Source organism: Corynebacterium sp. CCM 9203 (assembly GCF_041357675.1).
Classification (GTDB): Bacteria; Actinomycetota; Actinomycetes; order Mycobacteriales; family Mycobacteriaceae; genus Corynebacterium.
The window spans coordinates 35,000-56,647 of sequence record NZ_JAUERY010000005.1; the positions used below are offsets into that span (position 1 = coordinate 35,000).

Here is a 21,648-nt window from a genome sequence, read left to right on the forward strand (position 1 = left end):
AGAGGTGCATTCCAGGCGGTCGGGAACCGGGCTGATTGCGGCTGTGCGGAATGGGCTGTTCTGCAGTCTAACCGTCCGCTCGATGAGTACGGCCCCGGAACATTGAGACATTCCGGGGCCGTACTCATCGAGCGGACGGGGCGAGGGTCAGAACCCGACGAAGCGGGCGCTGAGCGCGGGCTCGTCCCGGGACAGGGCGAGGCCTTCCCACGGGAGAGTGACAAGTTGTGCTGCCAGGTGCTCGCGGGCTTCTTTCAGCGTTGGCAATCCGTCCACAGGTTTGCCGTCCCGGATCATCGGGATTGTCAGTTCACGGGCGGTCAATGTTCCCACGTCAGGGGTTTCGGCGCTGATCGGCAGGACGATCTCCTCGACCGCTGTCCCCGTGTCACGGTGCGTGCGCAGCGCTCGCTTCGCGCCACCACGGCTCGCCTTGTTGCGCGAGCGCTTGGCGACAGGCTTGCCGTCGACCTCGACCAACTTGTACACCATGCCCGCCGTCGGGGCGCCGGAGCCGGTGACAACGGAGGTGCCGACACCGTAGATGTCGACAGGGTCGCCGGATAGTCCGGCAATGGCGAACTCATCAAGGTCTGAGGAGACGACGATCTTGGTGTTGTGGTTGCCCAGGGAGTCGAGCTGGCGACGGACCTGCCGGGTCAGCATACCGAGGTCTCCCGAGTCGATGCGAACGGCACCGAGCCTGGGCCCGCCGACCCGAACCGCTGTTTCGACACCGTTCGTGATGTCGTAGGTGTCCACGAGGAGGGTGGTTCCGACGCCGAGGGAATCGACCTGTGCCCGGAATGCAGCTTCCTCGTTGGGGCTACCGTCCTCGTTGACGTGGAGAAGGGTCCAGGAATGGGCCGCGGTACCGCCTGCGGGAATGCCGTAGCGGTGCGCAGCTTCGAGGTTTGAGGTTGAATCGAAGCCCGCGAGATAAGCCGCGCGGGAGGAAGCCACGGCGGCATATTCGTGGGTTCGACGGGAGCCCATCTCGATGATCGTTCGGCCATTCGCCGCGGTAACCATACGGGCGGCTGCTGACGCGACCGCTGAGTCGGCGTTCATGATCGAAAGGATGACCGTCTCCAGGAGGACACACTCGGCGAAAGTGCCGCGGACCGTGAGGATCGGTGAATGTGGGAAATAGAGCTCGCCTTCTCGGTAGCCGTCGATTTGGCCCGAGAAACGGTAATTTCGCAGATAGTCCAGCGTACGGCCGTCGAGGAAGTCAAGTGACGTGAGCTGGTCTTCGGTGAACACGAAGTCCTGCACGGCGCGGAGGACACGTTCGGTGCCGGCGACGACGCCGTAGCGGCGTTCGTTGGGTAGTCTTCTGGCGAACACTTCGAAGGCGCACGCACGATCTGCGGTGCCGTCGCGGAGGGACGCCTGCAGCATCGTGAGCTCGTACATGTCCGTCAGTAGGGCGCTGGAGCGTCGGTTGTCTGTTGATTCCGGGGTGATGTGGTTCACGGAAACCACTGTAGTCCCATGGTTTCGTCCCCTGATACTGTTCGACCTCTGATCTGGTCGATGAAGCTTCCCGTCCGGCTGCGGAGGTTCCGCATGTTTGGCTGGAAACGGATACTCTTGGGGCATGAGTTCGCCCACACCAGTACCTGTAGAGACGGAGAATGTCGAGGTTCTCACGAGTGAGAATCTGCCCTGGATGTGCATCGTCTGGGATGATCCGGTCAATCTCATGAGTTACGTCACGTATGTGTTCGAGACAGTTCTCGGATATGACCGGAAACGTGCGACGGAACTGATGATGCAGGTCCATACCGAAGGAAAAGCGGTCGTGTCTTCGGGAGAGAAGGACAAGGTCGAGGCGGATGTGAAGAAGTTGCACACTGCGGGCCTGTGGGCGACGATGCAGCAGGCCGGTTGAGGGGGACGAGATGGACGCATGGAAACGCAGGAAAGGCCTGCTTCGTGGACGGGCACGGTTCACCGCGACATTCGAACCGATGGAGCGTGAGGTTCTCGGGGATCTCGCGGCGACCGTCGCGGAGGCTCTGATCCGTCGGGCGCAGTCGGCACCCAAGGACGAGCTGGCGGAGATGACGGGAATGCCCAGCGGGCACAAGGAGGCCCCGCAGGATCCCGCTTTGCGACGTCTGCTCCCGGATTTTGAGCGAGAGGGGGACGAGGAATACGAGGGGGATAATTCGTTGTTGCGCAGTCTCCATGAGAACGACATCTGCCGCGGGAAACTGGAGAATCTCCAGGTGATCAGCGAGGCGCTCGGTCCCAATGGCAACGTCGCAGTGGCGGTTCCTGAGACAGAGGTTCACGCCTGGATTGCGGGGCTGAATGATATCCGCCTCTATGTGGCCTCTGGCGAAGTCAAGGGTGAAGCCGCGGAACAGGAACGCGAAGCACTCGTCGAATGGCTCGCCTATAACCAGAACTCCTTGCTCGAAGCCCTCATGGGCTGATCCACCGCTCCGGTCGACGATCCAGCAACGATGAGGAAATGACGTGTCCGAGTACCCCGAACGTTCCAACTTCCGTATTCCGGGCACCGGTGGACCCGTCTCCGGCGCGCCGACAGCGGTTCCGGCCGGGGCATCATTCGTCGCCTCTTACCGAGCGCGGCTGCGCACAGCGGGGAACCTCACCCTTGCGTGGCTCGTTGCGATTTGGGGTGTATTCCTACTCAACCTGTTCAGCGGCGGATATCTCAATTCCTTCGGGATCCGCCCGTTGGATACCGCTTTTCTCCCGGCTATAGCCAGCGCGCCGTTCCTGCACTCGGGATTCGCGCACATCATGGGTAACACGACGGTTGGCTCGGTCGCCGCATTCCTCATCGGTTTATCGGGAAAGCGGACCTTTCTCGGGGTGACGTTCATCTGCATTACCGTGGCAGGTACCGGGACCTGGCTGCTCGGAGGAGCCGGTACGAACCACATCGGTGCCTCCGGAGTGGTGTACGGATGGGTGAGTTACCTGGTGGTTCGTGGTTTCTACAATCGATCACCGGGACAGATCATTGTCGGCACGGTAATGCTGTTCGCTTTTTCCGGCATGATCCACGGCTTCTGGCCGCAGGCAGGACTGTCCTGGCAGGGGCACCTTTTTGGGGCGATCGGAGGCGTCATCGCCGGGGCCACTATCGGATCCATGCCGCGACGAAGCGGAGGTGGTTCATGAAGAAACTGGTGAGTGTGCTCCTGTGTTCCTTCGTTACCGCAGCGTGCACGATTTCAACCGGGGACGGTGAATCGGCGACGGACAACAGCCCATCGGCTACCCGGGAGTCCAATGTTGCATCAGGGTGGGTTTCCTCCGTCCCTTCAGAAACGGGGGTAGATGATCCCGAGTTACGCCGTCTCGCCGAAGAGGTTGCCTCCGCCGCGGACTCCGACGGGCAGGTGGGTGTCGTGTTCGCCGACGGTCGGTACGTCGTGGAGTCGGGGGAGATCACCGGTGGACCAGCTTGGTCAACCATCAAGGTTCCCGTGTCCATGGCGGTTCTGTACCACGGGACTGAAACTCTGAGCACCGTGGAACGGGCGATTACCCAGAGTGACAACGCTGCCTTCGACGCTCTGTGGCACTCCCTCGGTGATGGTGTCGAAGCTGCGAAAGCGACCGAGGAGGTTCTGCGGAGCGGTGGAGACGACACCACTATTCTCCCGGACGTCACGAGGGAAGGATTCTCCGCGGCGGGACAAACCGACTGGTCACTGTTACAGCAAGCACGCTTCGCGCAGCAGATGACCTGTATTCCGGGAGCAGGAGCTGTATTGACCGCCATGAACCAGGTCATCGATACCCAGTCCTACGGTCTCGGAACAATCCCGGCTCTCCCGTTCAAGGGGGGATGGGGACCTGATCGGGACGGTGACTATCTCGTCCGGCAGTTTGGGATTCTGCAGACGGCTGACGGTTTCGTCGGCATCGCGCTGGCCGTACGCCCGGAAGACGGCACGTACGGGACCGGGCGGCATATCCTTGACCGGATGGCCGAGCGAATCGCCACCGGCATCGAGAATGGTGTTTTCGATGGGGCGAAAGCGTGCGCTATCGAGCACCTTCCGGAGCAGAATAGGGAGGGCACTCGATGATCCACGATTACAGTGAACGATCACAGATCAGGACGGAAAATGAGTGACACGCTGAGCAACGGGTCCGTGAGCGGCGAACCCGCGTCGGAACCACACCGTGACAGCACTGAAGATCTCGGGCGCACGCTCCGGTCCCGGAGTGTGACGACGGCGACGATTCTCTTCATTGTTCTCGTACTCGTCGCCGTATTCCTCGCATGGCGGCTGCTCGGTGGTGTGTTCGGAGAATCGGGGAAGGACACGGGTGGTGGCGTGTTAAACGGCGTTCCGACTGTGACACCCCAGGATCGGGCGGAACCGCTGACGATCATGACCCCGGACGGGGAGACGGTGATGACCGACGCCTATGCGGCCAGACTCACCGGCACCGACTACCCCGATGGATTCGACGGTGTCGCCTGGACGGAGGGTGGTGTCGCCCGCGCCTCCTGCGCGCCGGGCACAACCGCGGCGTTCGCAGGGCGTAGTGATGACGGTGATTACGTCACGGTGTGTCTCGAACCGGAATCCGGAGTACTGACCTACAACGGTTTCGTGGGGGGCGGGGAGTATGCCGCACCGGTGGATGTCGCGGCGTCGGATCCTGATGCCCTCTACTTCCGTGTACCCGCCGCGGAATCGTTGATTCACGTGCACTGGGACCGACTTGATGTGACGAAGGGAAGTGAACTCGTCGCATCGACCCCCGTCACGGTCTCCTTCTCTGCGCTCAGGTGAGAACGTCCGGCCCATTGGTGCGGAAAGGTAGATAGGATCGGGGACTGTGAGTGTCCCCGAATCCCCAGCAGATGAGATAGTCCGCGCCGCGACGCCGCCGACGGCTGAATCCCCGATCGGTATCTTCGATTCGGGGGTCGGCGGGCTGACCGTTGCCCGGACGATAGTCGATCAACTTCCCAGGGAGTCGATGATATACATCGGGGACACCGGAAACGGCCCGTATGGGCCACTGCCGATCCGGCGGGTTCGGGAACATTCGATGGCCGTCGCGGATGAACTGGTACGCCGGGGCTGCAAGATGATCGTCATCGCCTGTAACACCGCGACTTCAGCCTTCCTTCGGGATGCCCGCGAGCGTTACGAAATTCCAGTCATCGGTGTCATTCTTCCTGCTGTACGCCGTGCCGTGGCGACAACCCGAAACGGACGGATTGGGGTCATCGGAACCTCCGGCACTATCAGCTCGGGCGCCTACCAGGAACTCTTCGCGGCGGCGCCGTCGGTGAAGTGTCATGCCACGGCATGTCCCAGTTTTGTGGACTTTGTGGAACGGGGAATCACCTCGGGTAGACAGATTCTCGGGGTGGCACAGGCCTACGTCGAACCGCTTCAGGCCGCGGGGGTTGACACACTGGTCCTCGGTTGCACCCACTATCCGTTGCTCAGCGGGGTCATACAGTTGGCTATGGGGGAACACGTCACTCTGGTGTCCTCAGCGGAGGAAACAGCGAAGGATGTTCTTCGGACATTGAGTGAGATGGATCTTCTGGCCGAATCTGAGACGCCGGAGCGTACCTTCGAGTCCACTGGTGATCCACGGCTGTTCACACAGTTAGCCGGTCGATTCCTCGGGCCGGATGTGACCCAGGTCAGCCATTTGGACAGATTGTAATTCGGCCCGGACACGGGAGTTTTCAGTCCAAGAGATACCCATGAGGGCTCCAGGCGTGGCACAGTGATTCCTATGAAGTTGACCATCCTCGGGTGCACCGGCAGTCTGGGAGCCCCCAAGGGGCCCGCTTCCGGGTACCTTCTCCACGGGGTCCACGGGCCATCGGTAATCATGGACCTGGGCCCCGGAACCCTTGCTGCCCTGCAACGGGTTCAGAATCCGACGAATGCGCACATCGTGTTTTCCCACCTGCATGCGGACCATTGCCTCGATTTCCCCTCGCTCATGGTGTGGCGCCGTTACCATCCGGCATCCGCTGCCCCGGAACGGAATCTCTGCTGTGGTCCCGGTGACCTACCGACGCGGCTCGGAAGACTGTCCTCCGATGTCGAGGGGGAGGTGGATGATATGTCTGATTCCTTCATGTTCGTGCCGTGGAGGCACGGTGAAACCGTGGCTCTCACCGACTACATGGTGACGCCATACTCGGTTGTGCACCCCATCGAGGCATACGGGCTGCGTGTTGAAGAACCTTCGACCGGACGTGTTCTCGCCTACTCCGGTGACACTGCGTGGTGTGACAACCTTGTTGAACTCGCCCGTGATGCCGATGTATTCCTCTGTGAGGCGACGTGGGGTGCGGAACCCGTCGGAAAGCCTGAAGACATGCACATATCCGGACAAGAAGCGGGAAAGGCGGCGCGCCTTGCGGGAGTGCATACCCTCGTCCTCGTGCATATCCCACCGTGGGTTGATGAGAGCGTCACTCTGGAGGCGGCTCGCTCCGAGTTTGACGGTGAGATTCTCATCGGGCATGCGGGTATGCAGATGGATGTGTAGCTAAATGCATCCGTTTGAAAGGTGTGTACTACCCATGTGAAGCCTTCTCCGAGTGTGAATAATCCCTGCCGAGCAGGGTTTCTTTTGCGTCTGGGGTGGTTTTACATACCCCCCTTGGTGAAAAAAGTGTTCATTAGGCAACTGCCGAGCTAGGTTTGTTGGGAATCGTTGTCTATTAACGCTGGAGTTGGACATGCACATGAGGAACCGGGTGCTGGCGATTGCCTTCGCATCCGCATTGCCGCTAGCCGTGATGGTGCCCGCCACTGCCCACGCCGAGGAGCCTGTACCCGAACAAAATATCGAGAGCACTCCAAATAACGCGAACGCGGAATCCCGATCCAATAACCCGGAAAAAGTGTCTGCTGAAGCTGGGGATTCTGGCGAAGAAGACCATAGGCATGATCATGGTCACGGTGGTCATGGTCATGATGGGCATGACCACAGCCATCATGGGACGGATGACGGCGAGCGCCCAGGAGTCACTGATCCTGCCGGGCCAAGCACACCTGAGCAAGGAGCCGGTGGAAAAACACCGGACTTCCCGTTCTTCGGGGGAATCGGTTCCTCTGAAGGGTTGAGTGGGTCCGGCGGTGGGTCCAGTACGGAGAAACCCGGCAAAACCGATGGTCATGGCAGCCATGGTCATGGTCACGACCACAGCGGACATGACAACAGTGGACATGATCACGGCGGGCATGGTGACCACGGGCATGGTCATGGTCACGACCACAGTGGACACGATCACGGCGGGCATGGTGACCACGGGCATGGTCATGGTCACGACCACAGTGGACACGATCACGGGCATGGTGACCACGGGCATGATCACGGACATGGTGACCACGGGCATGGTCATGGTCACGACCACAGCGGACATGACCACAGTGGACATGATCACGGCGGGCATGGTGACCACGGGCATGGTCATGGTCACGACCACAGTGGACACGATCACGGGCATGGTGACCACGGGCATGGTCATGGTCACGACCACAGCGGACATGACCACAGCGGACATGACCACAGCGGACATGACCACAGCGGACATGACCACAGTGGGCACGATCACGGCGGACATGGGCACGATCACGGACATGGTGACCACGGGCATGGTGATCACGGGCATGGTCATGCTCACGACCACAGTGGACATGACCACGGGCATGGTGACCACGGGCATGGTCATGCTCACGACCACAGTGGACACGATCACGGACATGGTGACCACGGACATGGTGATCACGGGCATGGTCATGGTCACGACCACAGCGGACATGACCACAGCGGACATGACCACAGCGGGCACGATCACGGCGGACATGGGCACGATCACGGACATGGTGGGAATCATCATGCTGAGCGTCAGTGGAAGGGGCGCGACAGTGTGGATTCCGTAGGAAGTGCTGTGGTTGCGGAGAGCCGGTCGGCATCGGATGCAGAGAATGCGAAGTCGCAGATCCAACAGACGGCCTCCGCCTCGGGTGATTCGTGGTTGAGGTCTGCATCGGTGTGGGTTGCGTCTCTCGTCATTGGTGCTCTGGTGCTTGTTGCGGCTGCGGTGGGGGTTCTGCGGCGTCGACGCTGAGATTGTTACGCTGGTTGGGGATGGCGTGCGCGACGCCCCGGGGTCCGGTTGGTGAGTGGGGTGCATTCTCCGGACTGCCTTCGGGGCGTCGTTTCCGTGGGTGCTCTGCTTTGTGGAGTGGGTCGATGGACGGGGCTTAGGGCGTGATCACGAGCTTCACAGCCTTGTGTTCGGCGGCATTTGCGAAGAGGTCATAGGCCTCGATGAAGTCATCCATCTTGAAGCGGTGGGTGGCCATCTTCTCTGCCGGTAGCTTTCCTGAAGCGACCATGCGCAGAAGGCGGTCGATGGAGTAGCCGTCGATGAGGCCCATGGAGATGTTGATACTGGAGATCCACAGATCCTGGAGTGGGAGTTCGACAGATTTTCCGTGAACGCCGACGTTGGCGACACTGCCGTGGGGGCGGACGATTTTCAGGCAGGTTTCGAATGTCGGTGGGATTCCGACGGCCTCAATGGCGACATCGACGCCGAGCCCGTCATGGGAGAGCGCCTTGATCTGCTCGACCGCGTCGGGATCTCCGGCGTTGATCTTGTCTGTCGCGCCAAATTCGATCGCGGTGTCCATCCGGTTTTCGTCCATGTCGACGATGATGACGCGGCCGGCGCCGGCCAGGCTTGCGGTCATGACGGCAGAGAGGCCGACAGGTCCGGCACCGACGACAGCGATGGTGTCGCCGGGTTTGGTGTTGCCGTTGAGAACACCGACCTCGAAACCAGTGGGGAGTGCGTCTGTGAGGAAGAGGACCTGCTCGTCGGACAGGCCTTGGGGTACTCGGTAGAGGGATGTTTCAGCGAAGGGGACCCGGCAGTACTCGGCCTGGGTTCCGTCGATGAGGTGGCCGAGGATCCAACCGATTCCTCCGACGGACTGGCAGTGTGAGTGATTGCCGACCTTGCAGAAGGTGCACTTGCCGCAGGAGGTGATGGCGGGAATGATGACTCGGTCTCCAACCTTGAGATCGGTCACGGCGGAGCCGACTTCGGTGATGGTGCCGACCGCTTCGTGTCCGAGGATGCGGCCGTCGGTGACTGCGGGAACATCTCCCTTGAGGATGTGGAGATCAGTGCCGCAGATGGTGGTTGCGTCAATCTTGCAGATGACATCAGTTGGGTCCTGGATTGTGGGGTCCGGAACCTCTTCCCAGGATTTCTGACCGGGACCGTGGTAGACGAGGGCCTTCATGATGAACTCTCCTTATTGGGATTGGTTTTCACTTATGTGAAGTTCTGGTGAACTTATGGGCCGAGGTTAGCGCAATTTCCCACCCCGCATCAGGGGATAATTTTATGTTTGCTTTAAAGGCCAGCTAGATCAACATTTTTGAATACGCGGGCATCTCGGGGGTGGTCTAATTTTTGTCTGTAGGTGTCGCCGAAACGATTCACAATCGTCTGAGGAGTGTCGGAGTTGATCGTTCTGCGCCTCTCCTGGGTGCCATTCTTCGGAATCCAGGGTGTCTACTGCCCCGGTTCTGTGTGGATCACACCCGTGTGATGGCGCAGTGTCGGGGGTGCCGCCGGGTATCCTGGCGGACATGACTACTACTTTTATCCGCGCAGATGGTCGTTCACTCGACGAGATGCGCCCCGTGTCCATAACCCGAGGTTTCACCACCAATCCCGCAGGTAGTGTTTTGGTTGAGTTCGGCAACACCCGGGTCATGTGCACGGCGTCCGTTGAGGAGCGGATCCCGCGGTTCAAGGTCGGTTCCGGAGAAGGTTGGCTGACCGCCGAGTATTCGATGCTCCCGGCGGCAACCCATGACCGGATGCCGAGGGAATCGATGCGGGGCAAGGTGAAGGGGCGGACCCATGAGATTTCTCGGCTCGTCGGACGTTCACTGCGTGCCGCCATCGACCTCTCCCAGCTCGGGGAGAACACCATTGCACTGGATTGTGACGTGCTCCAGGCAGATGGTGGCACCCGAACGGCAGCGATCACCGGTGCATACGTCGCACTGGCCGACGCCGTTGCGGCATTGCGTGAGCGTGGTGTCCTGAGCGGGGATCCGTTGCTTCCCCCGGTCGCCGCGGTTTCCGTCGGTATCATCGACGGGCGGGTCTGCCTCGATCTCCCCTATGAAGAGGACTCCCGTGCGGAGGTCGACCTGAACGTCGTCATGACGGAATCGGGTAATTTCGTCGAGGTACAGGGGACTGGCGAGGCCGGTACCTTTTCCCGTGACCAGTTGAATGCGATGTTGGACTCCGCGGAGGTGGGCTGCCGTCAGCTCATTGTCGCGCAGAAGGCCGCGCTCGCAGAACCCCTGAAGGGCTGAGCGCCGGTGCTCCTCCACGTGGCTTCACACAACCCCAAGAAGTTGAAGGAACTCCGTCGCGTCCTGGACACCGCAGGTATTCAGGGGGTCGAACTGGTCTCATCCGAGGATCTGCTTGGATATCCGGAGCCAGTTGAAGATGGGCGGACCTTCGCCGACAATGCTCTCATCAAGGCCCGGGCTGGCGCGGCGGCTACGGGCATCACCACTCTTGCGGATGATTCCGGCCTCACGGTCGAGGAGCTTGGTGGGATGCCCGGTGTACTGTCCGCCCGGTGGTGTGGCAGGCACGGAGATGACGAGGCGAACAATGAGCTGTTGCTCGCGCAGATGGCGGATGTTCCACTGAAGCGACGGCGTGCAGCATTCGTGTCAGTGTGCGCTCTGGTCACTCCCGACGGTGAGGAATGGGTGGAGAAGGGAACCTGGTCGGGTCGGCTCGTCCGGACCCCGGTTGGGGAGAACGGTTTCGGGTATGACCCACTGTTCATCCCGCAGGAGGAGGATGAGCGCGTGGCGGGAACCGAGGAGCGCCCGCGTTCCTCTGCGGAGTTGGAACCCGATGAGAAGGATGCTTTGTCGCACAGGGGCAAGGCCCTCGCCGCGCTTGTCCCCGCACTCGCGGAGCTCGCCCGCAGGGCGGAAGCCGACGGTACGGCGGTAGGTGATGATGAGGGACGTGTTATCGCGGTTGATACCGGCGACCAGGAATAGGGGAATGGGGGACACTCCCTGGGGGTAACTGACGCGGGAAAGTGGCTGAACCTAGAGGTTGAAGGCGGCGTTTACCTCTAGGCGCCGCTTGTGCTCCATCCAGAAGGAGAAGAAGGGGACGGTTCCGGCGAGTGCGGTGGTCAGCCAGCGTAGCGGCGCCCACCGTGCCTTGATGCCGAGGTTCATCGTCGCCATGAGGTAGCACATGTAGAACAGGCCGTGTAGCTGGCCGATGAGGGTCGCCCAGCTCGGCATCTCGACGTGGAAGATGTAGTCGAGGATCATCCGACCGGTGAGGATCAGCAGCCAGATGCCGGTCACCCAGGCTGCGACCACGAAGATCCGGAGGGCGGTCCGGACCCGCTCTTGCCGACTGTTCGGGCGGTTCATACTGGAGGACGGGGAAGTCACGGTAGAGGTCTCTTTCACTCGGAGGTGTCGCGGCGGCGCCGGGGGGTGTTGAGAGTGTTGAACGTCTCGATGTCGATTGAAGGCCGGGGTGGGAGGAAACTCTCGTCGATCTCCGTGATTTCCCCGCGGGCCTTGCGTTCGGCCTTCTCCCGCTCCGCGGGGGCTTGACCCGTTTCCTCGACTTCGCGTTCGTACTGGCCGATCTTTCGGTAGGCGTAGATGAAGAAGATTCCGAATGTGGGCCATTGGAGGGCATATCCGAGGTTCTGGAATGAACCTGAACCGGACTGGAACCGGGTCCACTGCCACCAGGCGAGGAACAGGGTCGACAGTACGGCGATGGCGAGGAGTAGGAGCCGGAAGACACGGACGCGCGGGCGCACCGGTTTTCTGGGCTTATCCATGTCGTTCACATCTGTTGACGATACCTCACGGCGATCTGGACACCGGTACCCGTCGGGATCGGATTCGGAAGGTTCGCCTGTTGCTTGTAGGATGACGAAAGACGTGTGAATACTGCACGTACGCGCCCGTGGCGGAATTGGCAGACGCGCTGGATTTAGGTTCCAGTGTCTTATGACGTGGGAGTTCAAGTCTCCCCGGGCGCACCACGTAAAACCCCTTCCGGTGTTTCTCTTCGGGAGGGGTTTTCGTTTTATCTGGTGTAGATGATGTGTGGGGATGTGCTCATCCGGTGTTTGTGTCACCGTGGGAGAGGGGTCGGGTTCTGCTTGGTTGAGTCGGGTGGTGCGTTGCCCACAGGTCCCATGTAGCATTTTATGCCCCCTTTTGGGGGTGTGTGGTCTGACTATGGTGGGAAAAACGGTTTCTCCCGCTCAACTATGGTTTCGGCGGGATCATCGCGGGGCTGACGTGGCACCACTGTCGACATGATTGCAAAAGATGACGCTTTCCTCATGATTTTGTGGCACATTTGCCTGGGCAAAACTAGCGGCTCCCGGGCCGCCCACTAACATGCAAAAACAGGAGAGTTTCTACGTGACTGAGCACCAGCACACCTTCGGTACCGACCGTCTCATCGACAACCTGGGGCGGCAGAGCTACGCACTGAGTTTCTCCGGTCAGGGGTTTGATTGGTTGAGCACGCTGCGGGCGGCACTCGCTACCGGTGCTGGCTCTAATATCGCCATGATCGTGGAACAAGCCGGGGAATTATTGGCACCGGTGTCCGACGCGCTTGTCGGCACTAGGCCCCACGGTTTCGCCCCGGTTACGTGGGCGAACACCGAGGAGGCTCCGACCTTTGACACAGCGCAGGCCGCTGTTAGTGTGCCGGGGATCTTCACCGCGCAGCTCGCGGTCTTGGATGCCCTCGAATCTCAGGGGCTCGACATCGAGCGCGCCACGGCGGTCATCGGACATTCCCAGGGCGTGCTCGGTGTCCATCTGCTGAAGGATGTTTCGCGCGCGGCGGAGCTCCTCGCCGTCGCCGAGCTCATCGGCGCCGCCATGACCCGGACAGGTCGGATGACCGGGCTCATTCAGCAGGGGAACGCCTATCCGATGCTGCTGATTCAGGGTGTCACCCGGGAGCAGCTCACCAAGGCGATCGCCGCGACCTGTGGCGACGTCGATGAACAACTCCGCCCGGTCATCGGCCTCCGCAACGGTGTTGACGCCTTCGTGGTCGTCGGTAGGCCGGCAGACGTCACTGCGGTGCAGGAACTGCTGCAGAAGTACGCCGCCCGCGACGCGAAGGCGATCGAGAACAAGGAACGTGGCGGCAAGCCGTTCGCGCCCATCTTCACGGATCTGAAGGTGCAGACAGGGTTCCACCACCCGGCTTTCGTGTCGGGCGTGGAGCAGGTCGTCGAATGGGCCTCCGCCTGCGGCATCGACACCGGTCTTGCCCGTGAGGTCGCCGCCGATGTCATGGTCAACCCCGTCGACTGGGTTGCCGAGGTCACCGATGCGGCTGATGCAGGAGCCCGCTGGATCTTCGAGGTCGGGCCCGATGGAGGTGTCGCCGGGCTCACCCGGCAGATAGTCACTGGCCGTGGTGTCGGTGTTCTAGCCGTCCATGATGAGTCGGGACAGTCGCGACTGTTCGATCCGGGTCTGCCGATGGAACCCCCGGCGGACTTCAGTGAGTTCGCCCCGCGCGTCGCCCGTGACGCGGACGGCAGGGACATCCTGGTCACCCGTTTCACCGAGCTCACCGGCTACTCGCCCATGCTGCTCGCCGGTATGACTCCCACGACCGTGGACCCCGAGATCGTCGCGGCGGCGGCGAACGCCGGGAACTGGGCGGAGATGGCCGGCGGTGGGCAGGTCACGCCGGCGATCCTTGAAGCGAACATCGCGAAGCTCACCGACCTACTTGAACCGGGTGTCAACGCCCAGTTCAACTCCATGTTCCTCGATCCGTACCTGTGGAAGATGCAGATCGGTGGCAAGCGCCTGGTGCAGCGTGCCCGGGCCAATGGCGCCCCCATCAATGGCGTCGTCATCACGGCGGGTATGCCCGACCATGACGAGGCCGTCGAGCTCGTCCACGAACTGCGCGAGGCGAACATCCCCTGGGTGTGCTTCAAGCCCGGCGCGGTCAAGCACATCCGCAAGTGCCTCGACGTCGCGGCTGCCGTCCCGGATGTCCCCGTCATCATCCAGGTGGAGGGCGGTAAGGCCGGGGGGCACCATTCCTGGGAGGACCTCGACGATCTGCTGATCGCCACTTACGGCGACATCCGCCGCCACCCGAACGTGGTGCTCTGCGTCGGCGGTGGCATCGGTACGCCGGAGCGCGCGGCCGACTACATCACGGGCGACTGGGCCACTGTGCACGGCCTGCCCGCCATGCCTGTCGACGGCATTCTCGTCGGTACCGCCGCGATGGCGACGAAAGAGGCGAAGACCTCCGAGTCCGTCAAGCAGCTTCTCGTCGACACCGCGGGTATCGACGACTGGGTCGGTGCCGGGCATGCCGCAGGCGGGATGGCCTCCGGCCGCAGTCAGCTCGGCGCGGACATCCACGAGATTGATAACTCCGCTGCGAAGGCGGGGCGACTCCTTGACGAGGTCGCCGGTGACGCCGAGGCGGTTGCCGCCCGCCGTGATGAGATCATCGACGCCATCGGACGCACCTGCAAGCCCTACTTCGGTGACCTCACCGGCATGACCTACCGCACCTGGCTGCAGCGCTATCTTGAGCTGTCCGGCCCGTACCAGGAGCGGTGGACCGACATCACCTGGTTCACCCGCTTCGAGCAGATGCTCGGCCGCGCCGAGGCGCGCCTCACCGACACCGATCATGGCACCTTCACGCCCATCGTTGAACTCGACGAGAACGACGCACCGCAACGCGCCGTCGAGAAGCTCGTCGAGGCCTACCCCGACGCCGTGACCGAGCTGCTGCACCCGGCGGACGTCGTCTGGTTCCTCGGGCTGTGCCGCACCCCGGGTAAACCCGTCAACTTCGTGCCCGTCATCGATGAGAACGTGCGCCGTTGGTGGCGTTCCGACTCCCTGTGGCAGGCACAGGATGAGCGTTACGACGCCGACCAGGTGTGCATCATCCCCGGTCCGGCGGCTGTCGCGGGCATCACCCGCATGAACGAGCCCGTCGCAGACCTGCTCGCACGCTTCAACGCCGCCACCATCGAACGCGTCGGGGACACCGCAACCGAGGCCCCCGCCACCGTAGACACCGCCCCCGTGCCGCGTGTTCTCGCCGCCTCGGGCACCTACTGGGCCGGTCGCCACGCCGCGTCCCTCATCGCCCGACTCGGCGCCCCGGACGCCTGGGAACTCGCGGCCGACGGCCGCTCCGCCACGCATACCGCGACCGGGTCCACCCTCACCGAGCAGGACGACACCCACGCGGTGCTCACCGTCCCGCTCGCGGGGTCCACCGCCGCTGGCACCACCACGGACCTCACCATCCGCTTCACCCTGCCCGCCGACGCGGTCCCTGGCTCCGTTCCGCAGGTCACCCAGGCCGACGCCGAGGAGGCGATGGGTGAACTCACCCGCGTTGCAGCCGGTGGCACCCTCGCCGAACTCGATGGACACACCGCGAACTGGTCCACCACCCTCGACCTCGGCCACATGGCCGACTACCAGGGCGTGACCACCGGCTACCTGCCTGACACCCTCACCCCGGCAGGCACCGCCCCCGACGTCCTCGTCGGCCGCGCCTGGCCCGCCGTGTTCGCCGCCGTGCGTTCCGCCGTCATCCCAGGTACCGACTCAGCCTCCGTCGTCGAGGGCATGCTGTCCCTGGTACATCTCGAGCACCACCTCAAACTCGACCGCGAACTACCCGCTCCCACCGCGGACAAGACCGTCCAGCTCGACGTCACCGCCACCGCCGACGAGGTCACCGACACCGATATCGGGCGCGTCGTCGTCGTCCGCGCCCGGATCACCGCCGACGGCGAACCCCTCGGCACCCTGTCCGAGCGCTTCGCCATCCGCGGCCGCAACGGCAAGGCAACCGCGAACACCAACACCTCGGTTCTGCCCAGCGTTGTCGACACCCCGCGCTCCTTCCGCGCGATCGCCACCGTCGCCGCCCCGAAGGACCTCCGGCCCTTCGCCGTCGTCTCCGGCGACCGCAACCCCATTCACGTCTCGCCGACCGCTGCGGGACTCGCCGGCCTGCCCGGCGTCATCGTGCACGGCATGTGGACCTCCGCCATCGGCGAACTCATCGCCGCCGCCGGTTTCTCCGACGACACCACCACCACCGCGCCGGGCCGCGTCGTCGAGTACACCGCCACGATGCTCGCCCCGGTCCTGCCCGGCTCCACGATCGAGTTCACCGTCGAACGCACCGGCATCGACAACCGACCGGGCTGCGGCGAGGTCCGCAGCGTCACCGCCACCGTTGGCGGAAACCCCGTCCTCGTGGCCACCGCCGTCATGGCCGCCCCGAAGACCTTCTACGCATTCCCCGGCCAGGGCATCCAGTCCCAGGGCATGGGGATGGATGCCTACCTGTCCTCCGCCGCGGCGAAGGCGGTCTGGGACCGCGCGGATGCCCACACCCGCACCAGGTTGGGTTTCTCCGTCCTGGAGATCGTGCGCAACAACCCCACCGAGGTCGTCGTCGACGGGGAACGCTTCCACCACCCGGACGGTGTTCTCTTCCTCACCCAGTTCACCCAGGTCGCCATGGCCACCCTCGGCGTCGCCCAGGTCGCCGAGATGCGGGAGGCCAACGCCCTGAACCAGCGGGCCTTCTTCGCCGGGCACTCCGTCGGTGAATACAACGCGCTCGCCGCCTACGCCCGGGCGCTGACCCTGGAATCCGTTGTCGAGATCGTCTACCGGCGTGGACTCACCATGCACCGTCTCGTCGACCGCGACGAGAACGGTAACTCCAACTACGCGCTCGCGGCACTGCGTCCCAACAAGATGGGGCTCACCGCCGACAACGTCGGCGAGTTCGTTGCCCGCATCGCCGAGGAATCGGGCGAGTTCCTCGAGATCGTCAACTACAACCTCGCGGGCCTGCAGTACGCCGTCGCAGGCACCGTCACCGGCCTGAAGGCCCTCGGCGCCGCTGCGGAGCAGGCGGCCCCCGGCCAGCGCGCGTTCATCCTCATCCCCGGCATCGACGTGCCCTTCCACTCCTCCGTCCTGCGCGATGGAGTCGGTGACTTCCGCGATCACCTCAACTCCCTGCTGCCGCAGGAACTGGATCTCGATGTACTCGTCGGCCGCTACATCCCGAACCTGGTGGCACGCCCGTTCGAGCTGACCCGTGACTTCGTCGAATCTATGACCGAGGTCGTCGACTCGCCGCTTCTGACCGAGATCCTCACCGACTTCGATGCTGCGGCCGCGAACGAGCAGAAACTCGCCCGCACCATCCTCGTCGAGCTGCTCGCCTGGCAGTTCGCCTCCCCGGTCCGGTGGATCGAGACCCAGGACCTCGTCCTGCGCGACACCGATCACGGTGGACTCGGCGTGGAGCGCTTCGTCGAGGTCGGTGTGGGTTCTGCCCCGACCATCGCGAACATGATGGGCCAGTCACTGCGCCTCCCGCAGTACGCCCACTGTGACATCGAGGTGCTCAACATCGAGCGCGACCGCAGTGTCGTGTTCGCTACCGACGAGATCGTCCGCGAGGTTGCCGACGAAGAAACTCCGGACAATGGTGCCACCGCAGGACCGGATGCACCCGAGTCCGCAGCGGTGCCCGCCGCCGTGGAACCGGCCGCACCCGTCGCCCCGGCAGGTGGCCCCCGCCCCGACGACCTCGCCTACGGCCCAGAGGACGCCACCGCACTACTCATCGCCCTGTGGACGAAGGTTCGTCCCGAGCAGATGGGCGTCACCGACTCCATCGAAACCCTCGTCGACGGCGTATCCTCCCGCCGCAACCAGCTCCTGCTCGATCTCGGCGTCGAGTTCGGGCTCGGCGCCATCGACGGCGCCGCCGACGCGGAGATCGCCGACCTGAAGAACACCGTCTCCCGCATGGCCAAGGGCTACACCGCCTTCGGCCCCGTGCTGTCCGACGCGATCACCGATGCCCTGCGCCGCATCACCGGACCCACCGGTAAACGCCCCGGCTATGTCGCGGGGCGCGTCACCGGAACCTGGCAGCTCGGCCAGGGCTGGGCCGACCACGTCACCGCCGCCGTGGTCACCGGCTCCCGCGAGGGAGCCTCCCTGCGCGGTGGTGAGCTGGCAACCCTGAGTCCCGCAGCCCCGTCGAACGCCGGTGAACTCGACGCCCTTATCGACGCCGCCATCCAGCAGGTCGCCGCCGCCCACGGCATCTCCGTGGGTCTGCCGACCGCCGGTGGCGCCGGTGGTGGGGTCGTCGACTCCGCCGCGCTCGGCGAGTTCGCGGAGCAGGTCACCGGCAAGGCCGGCGTCCTCGCCGCGACCGCCCGCACCATCCTCGCGCAGCTCGGGCTCAACCACACCCCGCGCACCGCGAACCTCTCCGCCGCCGAAGCGGACCAGAGCTTCTTCGAGCTCGTCAGCAAGGAACTCGGCTCAGACTGGCCGCGTCTCGTCTCGGAGACCTTCGAGGCTGAGCGCACCGTGCTCATTGATGACCGGTGGGCCTCCGCCCGCGAGGACATCATCCGCGTCGCCGCCGGGGAGCTTGACGCCGAAAAACTCGATGTCACAGGGACCGGCAGCGCCGTCGCCGACCTCGCCACGCACCTCGCCACCAGGGCCGACGAGGCGACCGCCGCCACGCTGCGCCGCCTCGCGGACCAGGCACGCGACACCCGCCCCGGCGAGTACACCGATGATGTTGCCGTGGTCACCGGTGGATCACCGAACTCCATCGCCGCCGCGATCATCGCCAAGCTGCTCGCCGGTGGAGCGACAGTCGTCGCCACCACGTCCTCGCTCAACCATGACCGCCTCGAGTTCTACAAGCGCCTCTACCGCGACAATGCCCGTGGCGGTGCCGCCCTGTGGATCGTGCCCGCGAACCTCACTTCCTACGCCGACCTCGAATCCGTGATCGAGTGGATCGGTTCCGAGCAGACCGCCACCGTCAACGGCGAGAAGAAGGTCACCAAGAAGGCACTCGTTCCGACGCTGCTGTTCCCCTTCGCCGCACCCCGCGTCATGGGCAGCCTCGACGACGCGGGCCCCCGCGCCGAGAACGAGATGCGCCTGCTTCTCTGGTCCGTCGAAAGGCTCATCTCCGGACTGTCCGCCATCGGCACCGACATCCAGGTCGGCCGCCGCATGCACATCGTCCTCCCGGGTTCCCCGAACCGGGGCCGCTTCGGTGGCGACGGCGCCTACGGCGAATCCAAGGCAGCACTCGACGCCTTGGTCACCCGCTGGAACGCCGAACCCGTGTGGGGCGAACGTACCTCCCTCGTTCACGCCCTGATCGGCTGGGTCCGAGGCACCGGACTGATGGGCGGCAACGACCCCCTCGTCGAGGCCGTTGAAGCAGCCGGTGTGCGCACCTACTCCACCGAGGAGATCGCCACCGAACTGCTCACCCAGATCACCACCGACGTGCGCACCACCGCCGCCAAGTCACCCGTCACCGTCGACTTCACCGGCGGACTCGGTGAAGCAGACCTGGATCTGGCCGAACTCGGACGCACCGCCGCCCGCGACGCCGCCGCAGCCGACGCTGAGAAGACGGACGTCGACACGCGCGAACTCATTGCACTGCCCACCCCGTACCGCCGCGTGCGGCAAACTACCCCGGACTTCACCGGGCAGGTCACCGCCGACCTCGACGACATGGTCGTCATCGTCGGCACCGGCGAGCTCGGCCCCTACGGCTCCGCGCGCACGCGTTTCGACGCCGAGGTCAGCGGCGACCTCACCGCCGCAGGCGTCATCGAACTCGCCTGGTCCATGGGCCTGATCACCTGGGACGCCGACCCCACCCCCGGCTGGTACGACGCCGAGGGCACCGAAATCGCCGAAGAGGACATCTACGACCGCTTTCACGACGAGGTCCTGGCACGCGTCGGTGTGCGCCGCTACCACGACGACTTCGACATGGTGGACAACCTCGCCCCCGAGCTGACCACCGTCTACCTCGACCAGGACATGACCTTCAGCGTCTCCGACGCCGACGCCGCCCGCAGCTTCGTCGACTCCGAACCGGACAACACCAGCGCCTGGCTCGACGAGGAGAGCGGCGAATGGAACGTCACCCGCCACGCCGGGTCCGCCGTCCGCGTCCCGCGCCGCATGGCCATGACCCGCTTCGTCGGCGGCCAGATCCCCGAAGGCTTCGACCCGACTGTGTGGGGCATCCCCGCCGACATGGCCGACAACCTCGACCGCGTCGCACTCTGGAACATCGTCTGCACCGTCGACGCGTTCCTGTCCTCCGGATTCACCCCGGCCGAACTCATGCGCGCCGTGCACCCCGCCCGCGTGTCCTCAACCCAGGGCACCGGCATGGGCGGCGTCGAATCCATGCGCTCCCTCTACATCGACCGCCTGCTCGCCGAGCCCCGCGCCAACGACATCCTCCAAGAGGCTCTGCCCAACGTCATCGCCGCGCACGTCATGCAGAGCTACGTCGGCGGCTACGGCCAGATGATCCACCCAGTCGCCGCCTGCGCCACCGCCGCAGTGTCCGTCGAAGAAGGCGTGGACAAGATCAAGCTCGGCAAGGCCGACGTCGTCGTCGCCGGTGGCTTCGACGATCTCTCCGTCGAGGGCATCACCGGCTTCGGCGACATGGCGGCCACCGCCGACTCCGCCGAGATGGCCGGAAAGGGGATCGAGGAGAAGTACTTCTCCCGCGCCAACGACCGACGCCGCGGCGGATTCGTCTCCTCCGCGGGCGGCGGAACGCTGCTGCTCGCCCGAGCGAGTGTTGCCGCCGAACTCGGCCTCCCCGTGCACGGTGTGATCGCCTTCGCCGAATCCTTCGCAGACGGTGCGCACACCTCCATCCCGGCGCCGGGCCTCGGCGCCCTGTCCGCGGCCCGCGGAGGCATCAACTCCCGACTGGCCAAGGCCCTCGAATCGGTCGGGGTCACCGCCGACGAGATCGCCGTCATCTCCAAGCACGACACCTCCACCACCGCGAACGACCCCAACGAGTCCGACCTGCACGAGCGGATCGCCGCATCCATCGGCCGCGCCGACGGAAATCCCCTCTACGTCATCTCCCAGAAGTCGCTCACCGGCCACGCCAAGGGCGGAGCCGCGGCCTTCCAGATGATCGGGCTCACCCAGGTCCTCCGCAGCGGTGTCCTGCCCGCCAACCGGGCCCTCGACTGCGTTGACCCGGTCCTGGCGAAGCACAATCACCTCGTGTGGCTGCGCAGCCCCCTGAACCTGGCTGCACGACCCCCGAAGGCCGGACTGGTCACCTCCCTCGGATTCGGCCACGTCTCCGCACTGGTCGCCATCGTCCACCCGGGCGCCTTCGTCGAGGCGCTGCGCACCGCACAAGGTGACGATGCCGTCGCATCCTGGACCGCACGGGCCACCGCCCGCGAAGAAGCCGGCCTGCGCCGCATCCTAAGCGGAATCTACGGCGGCCCCGCCCTGTTCACCCGCCCCACCGACCGCAACCTCGGAGCCACCGGCGCAGCGGCCAAGGAACGCGAGGCGAGCGTCCTACTGGACGATGATGCCCGACTCGTCGACGGCGTCCTGCGCACCGGGACCGAGATTTAACGGTGT

Annotated in this window: 17 protein-coding genes and 1 tRNA gene; 14 read left to right on the forward strand and 4 right to left on the reverse strand. The window is 64.0% G+C overall.

Annotated features, from left to right (window positions below; genetic code table 11):
- Positions 1-147 precede the first annotated feature (147 nt).
- The gene (locus QWU44_RS10400; protein WP_370915729.1) at positions 148-1,470 is read right to left on the reverse strand and encodes a nicotinate phosphoribosyltransferase; all 1,323 of its coding nucleotides are present in this window, start codon (positions 1,468-1,470) and stop codon (positions 148-150) included.
- Between the two features lie 133 nt (positions 1,471-1,603).
- Here QWU44_RS10400 and clpS point away from each other — a divergent pair, with 133 nt between their 5' ends.
- The 10 genes from clpS (at position 1,604) to QWU44_RS10450 (ending at position 8,122) form a co-directional block, all read left to right on the forward strand.
- On the forward strand, positions 1,604-1,897 hold the full coding sequence (gene clpS / locus QWU44_RS10405; RefSeq protein ID WP_198736867.1) for an ATP-dependent Clp protease adapter ClpS: 294 nt from the start codon (positions 1,604-1,606) through the stop codon (positions 1,895-1,897).
- 10 nt (positions 1,898-1,907) lie between these two features.
- Entirely contained in the window at positions 1,908-2,447 is a 540-nt protein-coding gene (locus tag QWU44_RS10410) for a DUF2017 domain-containing protein (protein WP_370915618.1), read from the forward strand.
- Between the two features lie 43 nt (positions 2,448-2,490).
- Positions 2,491-3,165: a rhomboid family intramembrane serine protease gene (locus QWU44_RS10415; RefSeq protein ID WP_370915619.1), complete on the forward strand. Its 675-nt coding sequence runs from the start codon at positions 2,491-2,493 to the stop codon at positions 3,163-3,165.
- Entirely contained in the window at positions 3,162-4,082 is a 921-nt protein-coding gene (locus tag QWU44_RS10420; protein WP_370915620.1) for a hypothetical protein, read from the forward strand. Before QWU44_RS10415 ends, QWU44_RS10420 begins: the two co-directional genes overlap by 4 nt.
- Positions 4,083-4,121: 39 nt before the next feature.
- Entirely contained in the window at positions 4,122-4,799 is a 678-nt protein-coding gene (locus QWU44_RS10425; RefSeq protein WP_370915621.1) for a hypothetical protein, read from the forward strand.
- 76 nt (positions 4,800-4,875) lie between these two features.
- Complete coding sequence (gene murI / locus QWU44_RS10430; protein WP_370915730.1) at positions 4,876-5,694, forward strand: glutamate racemase; 819 nt, start codon at positions 4,876-4,878, stop codon at positions 5,692-5,694.
- A 72-nt stretch (positions 5,695-5,766) separates the two neighbouring features.
- On the forward strand, positions 5,767-6,534 hold the full coding sequence (locus QWU44_RS10435) for an MBL fold metallo-hydrolase (RefSeq protein WP_370915622.1): 768 nt from the start codon (positions 5,767-5,769) through the stop codon (positions 6,532-6,534).
- Positions 6,535-6,935: 401 nt separating this feature from the next.
- Positions 6,936-7,115: a hypothetical protein gene (locus QWU44_RS10440; protein WP_370915623.1), complete on the forward strand. Its 180-nt coding sequence runs from the start codon at positions 6,936-6,938 to the stop codon at positions 7,113-7,115.
- A gap of 51 nt (positions 7,116-7,166) precedes the next feature.
- On the forward strand, positions 7,167-7,934 hold the full coding sequence (locus tag QWU44_RS10445) for a hypothetical protein (RefSeq protein WP_370915624.1): 768 nt from the start codon (positions 7,167-7,169) through the stop codon (positions 7,932-7,934).
- A complete protein-coding gene (locus tag QWU44_RS10450; RefSeq protein ID WP_370915625.1) occupies positions 7,922-8,122 on the forward strand; it encodes a hypothetical protein in 201 nt (66 codons plus the stop codon). Before QWU44_RS10445 ends, QWU44_RS10450 begins: the two co-directional genes overlap by 13 nt.
- Positions 8,123-8,258: 136 nt before the next feature.
- Here the strand turns inward: QWU44_RS10450 and QWU44_RS10455 are convergent, their stop codons facing one another.
- Complete coding sequence (locus QWU44_RS10455; RefSeq protein ID WP_370915626.1) at positions 8,259-9,308, reverse strand: zinc-dependent alcohol dehydrogenase family protein; 1,050 nt, start codon at positions 9,306-9,308, stop codon at positions 8,259-8,261.
- A 352-nt stretch (positions 9,309-9,660) separates the two neighbouring features.
- Between QWU44_RS10455 and rph the strand changes: the two genes are divergently transcribed.
- Both rph and QWU44_RS10465 read left to right on the forward strand, forming a co-directional pair.
- Positions 9,661-10,404: a ribonuclease PH gene (gene rph, locus QWU44_RS10460; RefSeq protein ID WP_370915627.1), complete on the forward strand. Its 744-nt coding sequence runs from the start codon at positions 9,661-9,663 to the stop codon at positions 10,402-10,404.
- A 6-nt stretch (positions 10,405-10,410) separates the two neighbouring features.
- On the forward strand, positions 10,411-11,118 hold the full coding sequence (locus tag QWU44_RS10465; RefSeq protein WP_370915628.1) for a non-canonical purine NTP pyrophosphatase: 708 nt from the start codon (positions 10,411-10,413) through the stop codon (positions 11,116-11,118).
- A 51-nt stretch (positions 11,119-11,169) separates the two neighbouring features.
- On the opposite strand, the gene QWU44_RS10470 is transcribed toward QWU44_RS10465, so the two are convergent.
- On the reverse strand, positions 11,170-11,508 hold the full coding sequence (locus tag QWU44_RS10470; RefSeq protein WP_370915629.1) for a DUF3817 domain-containing protein: 339 nt from the start codon (positions 11,506-11,508) through the stop codon (positions 11,170-11,172).
- A 35-nt stretch (positions 11,509-11,543) separates the two neighbouring features.
- Positions 11,544-11,933: a hypothetical protein gene (locus tag QWU44_RS10475; protein ID WP_370915630.1), complete on the reverse strand. Its 390-nt coding sequence runs from the start codon at positions 11,931-11,933 to the stop codon at positions 11,544-11,546.
- A gap of 122 nt (positions 11,934-12,055) precedes the next feature.
- Between QWU44_RS10475 and QWU44_RS10480 the strand changes: the two genes are divergently transcribed.
- Positions 12,056-12,140, forward strand: a tRNA-Leu gene (locus QWU44_RS10480).
- Between the two features lie 388 nt (positions 12,141-12,528).
- Positions 12,529-21,642: a fatty acid synthase subunit beta domain-containing protein gene (locus tag QWU44_RS10485; protein WP_370915631.1), complete on the forward strand. Its 9,114-nt coding sequence runs from the start codon at positions 12,529-12,531 to the stop codon at positions 21,640-21,642.
- The last annotated feature ends 6 nt before the right edge of the window (positions 21,643-21,648 follow it).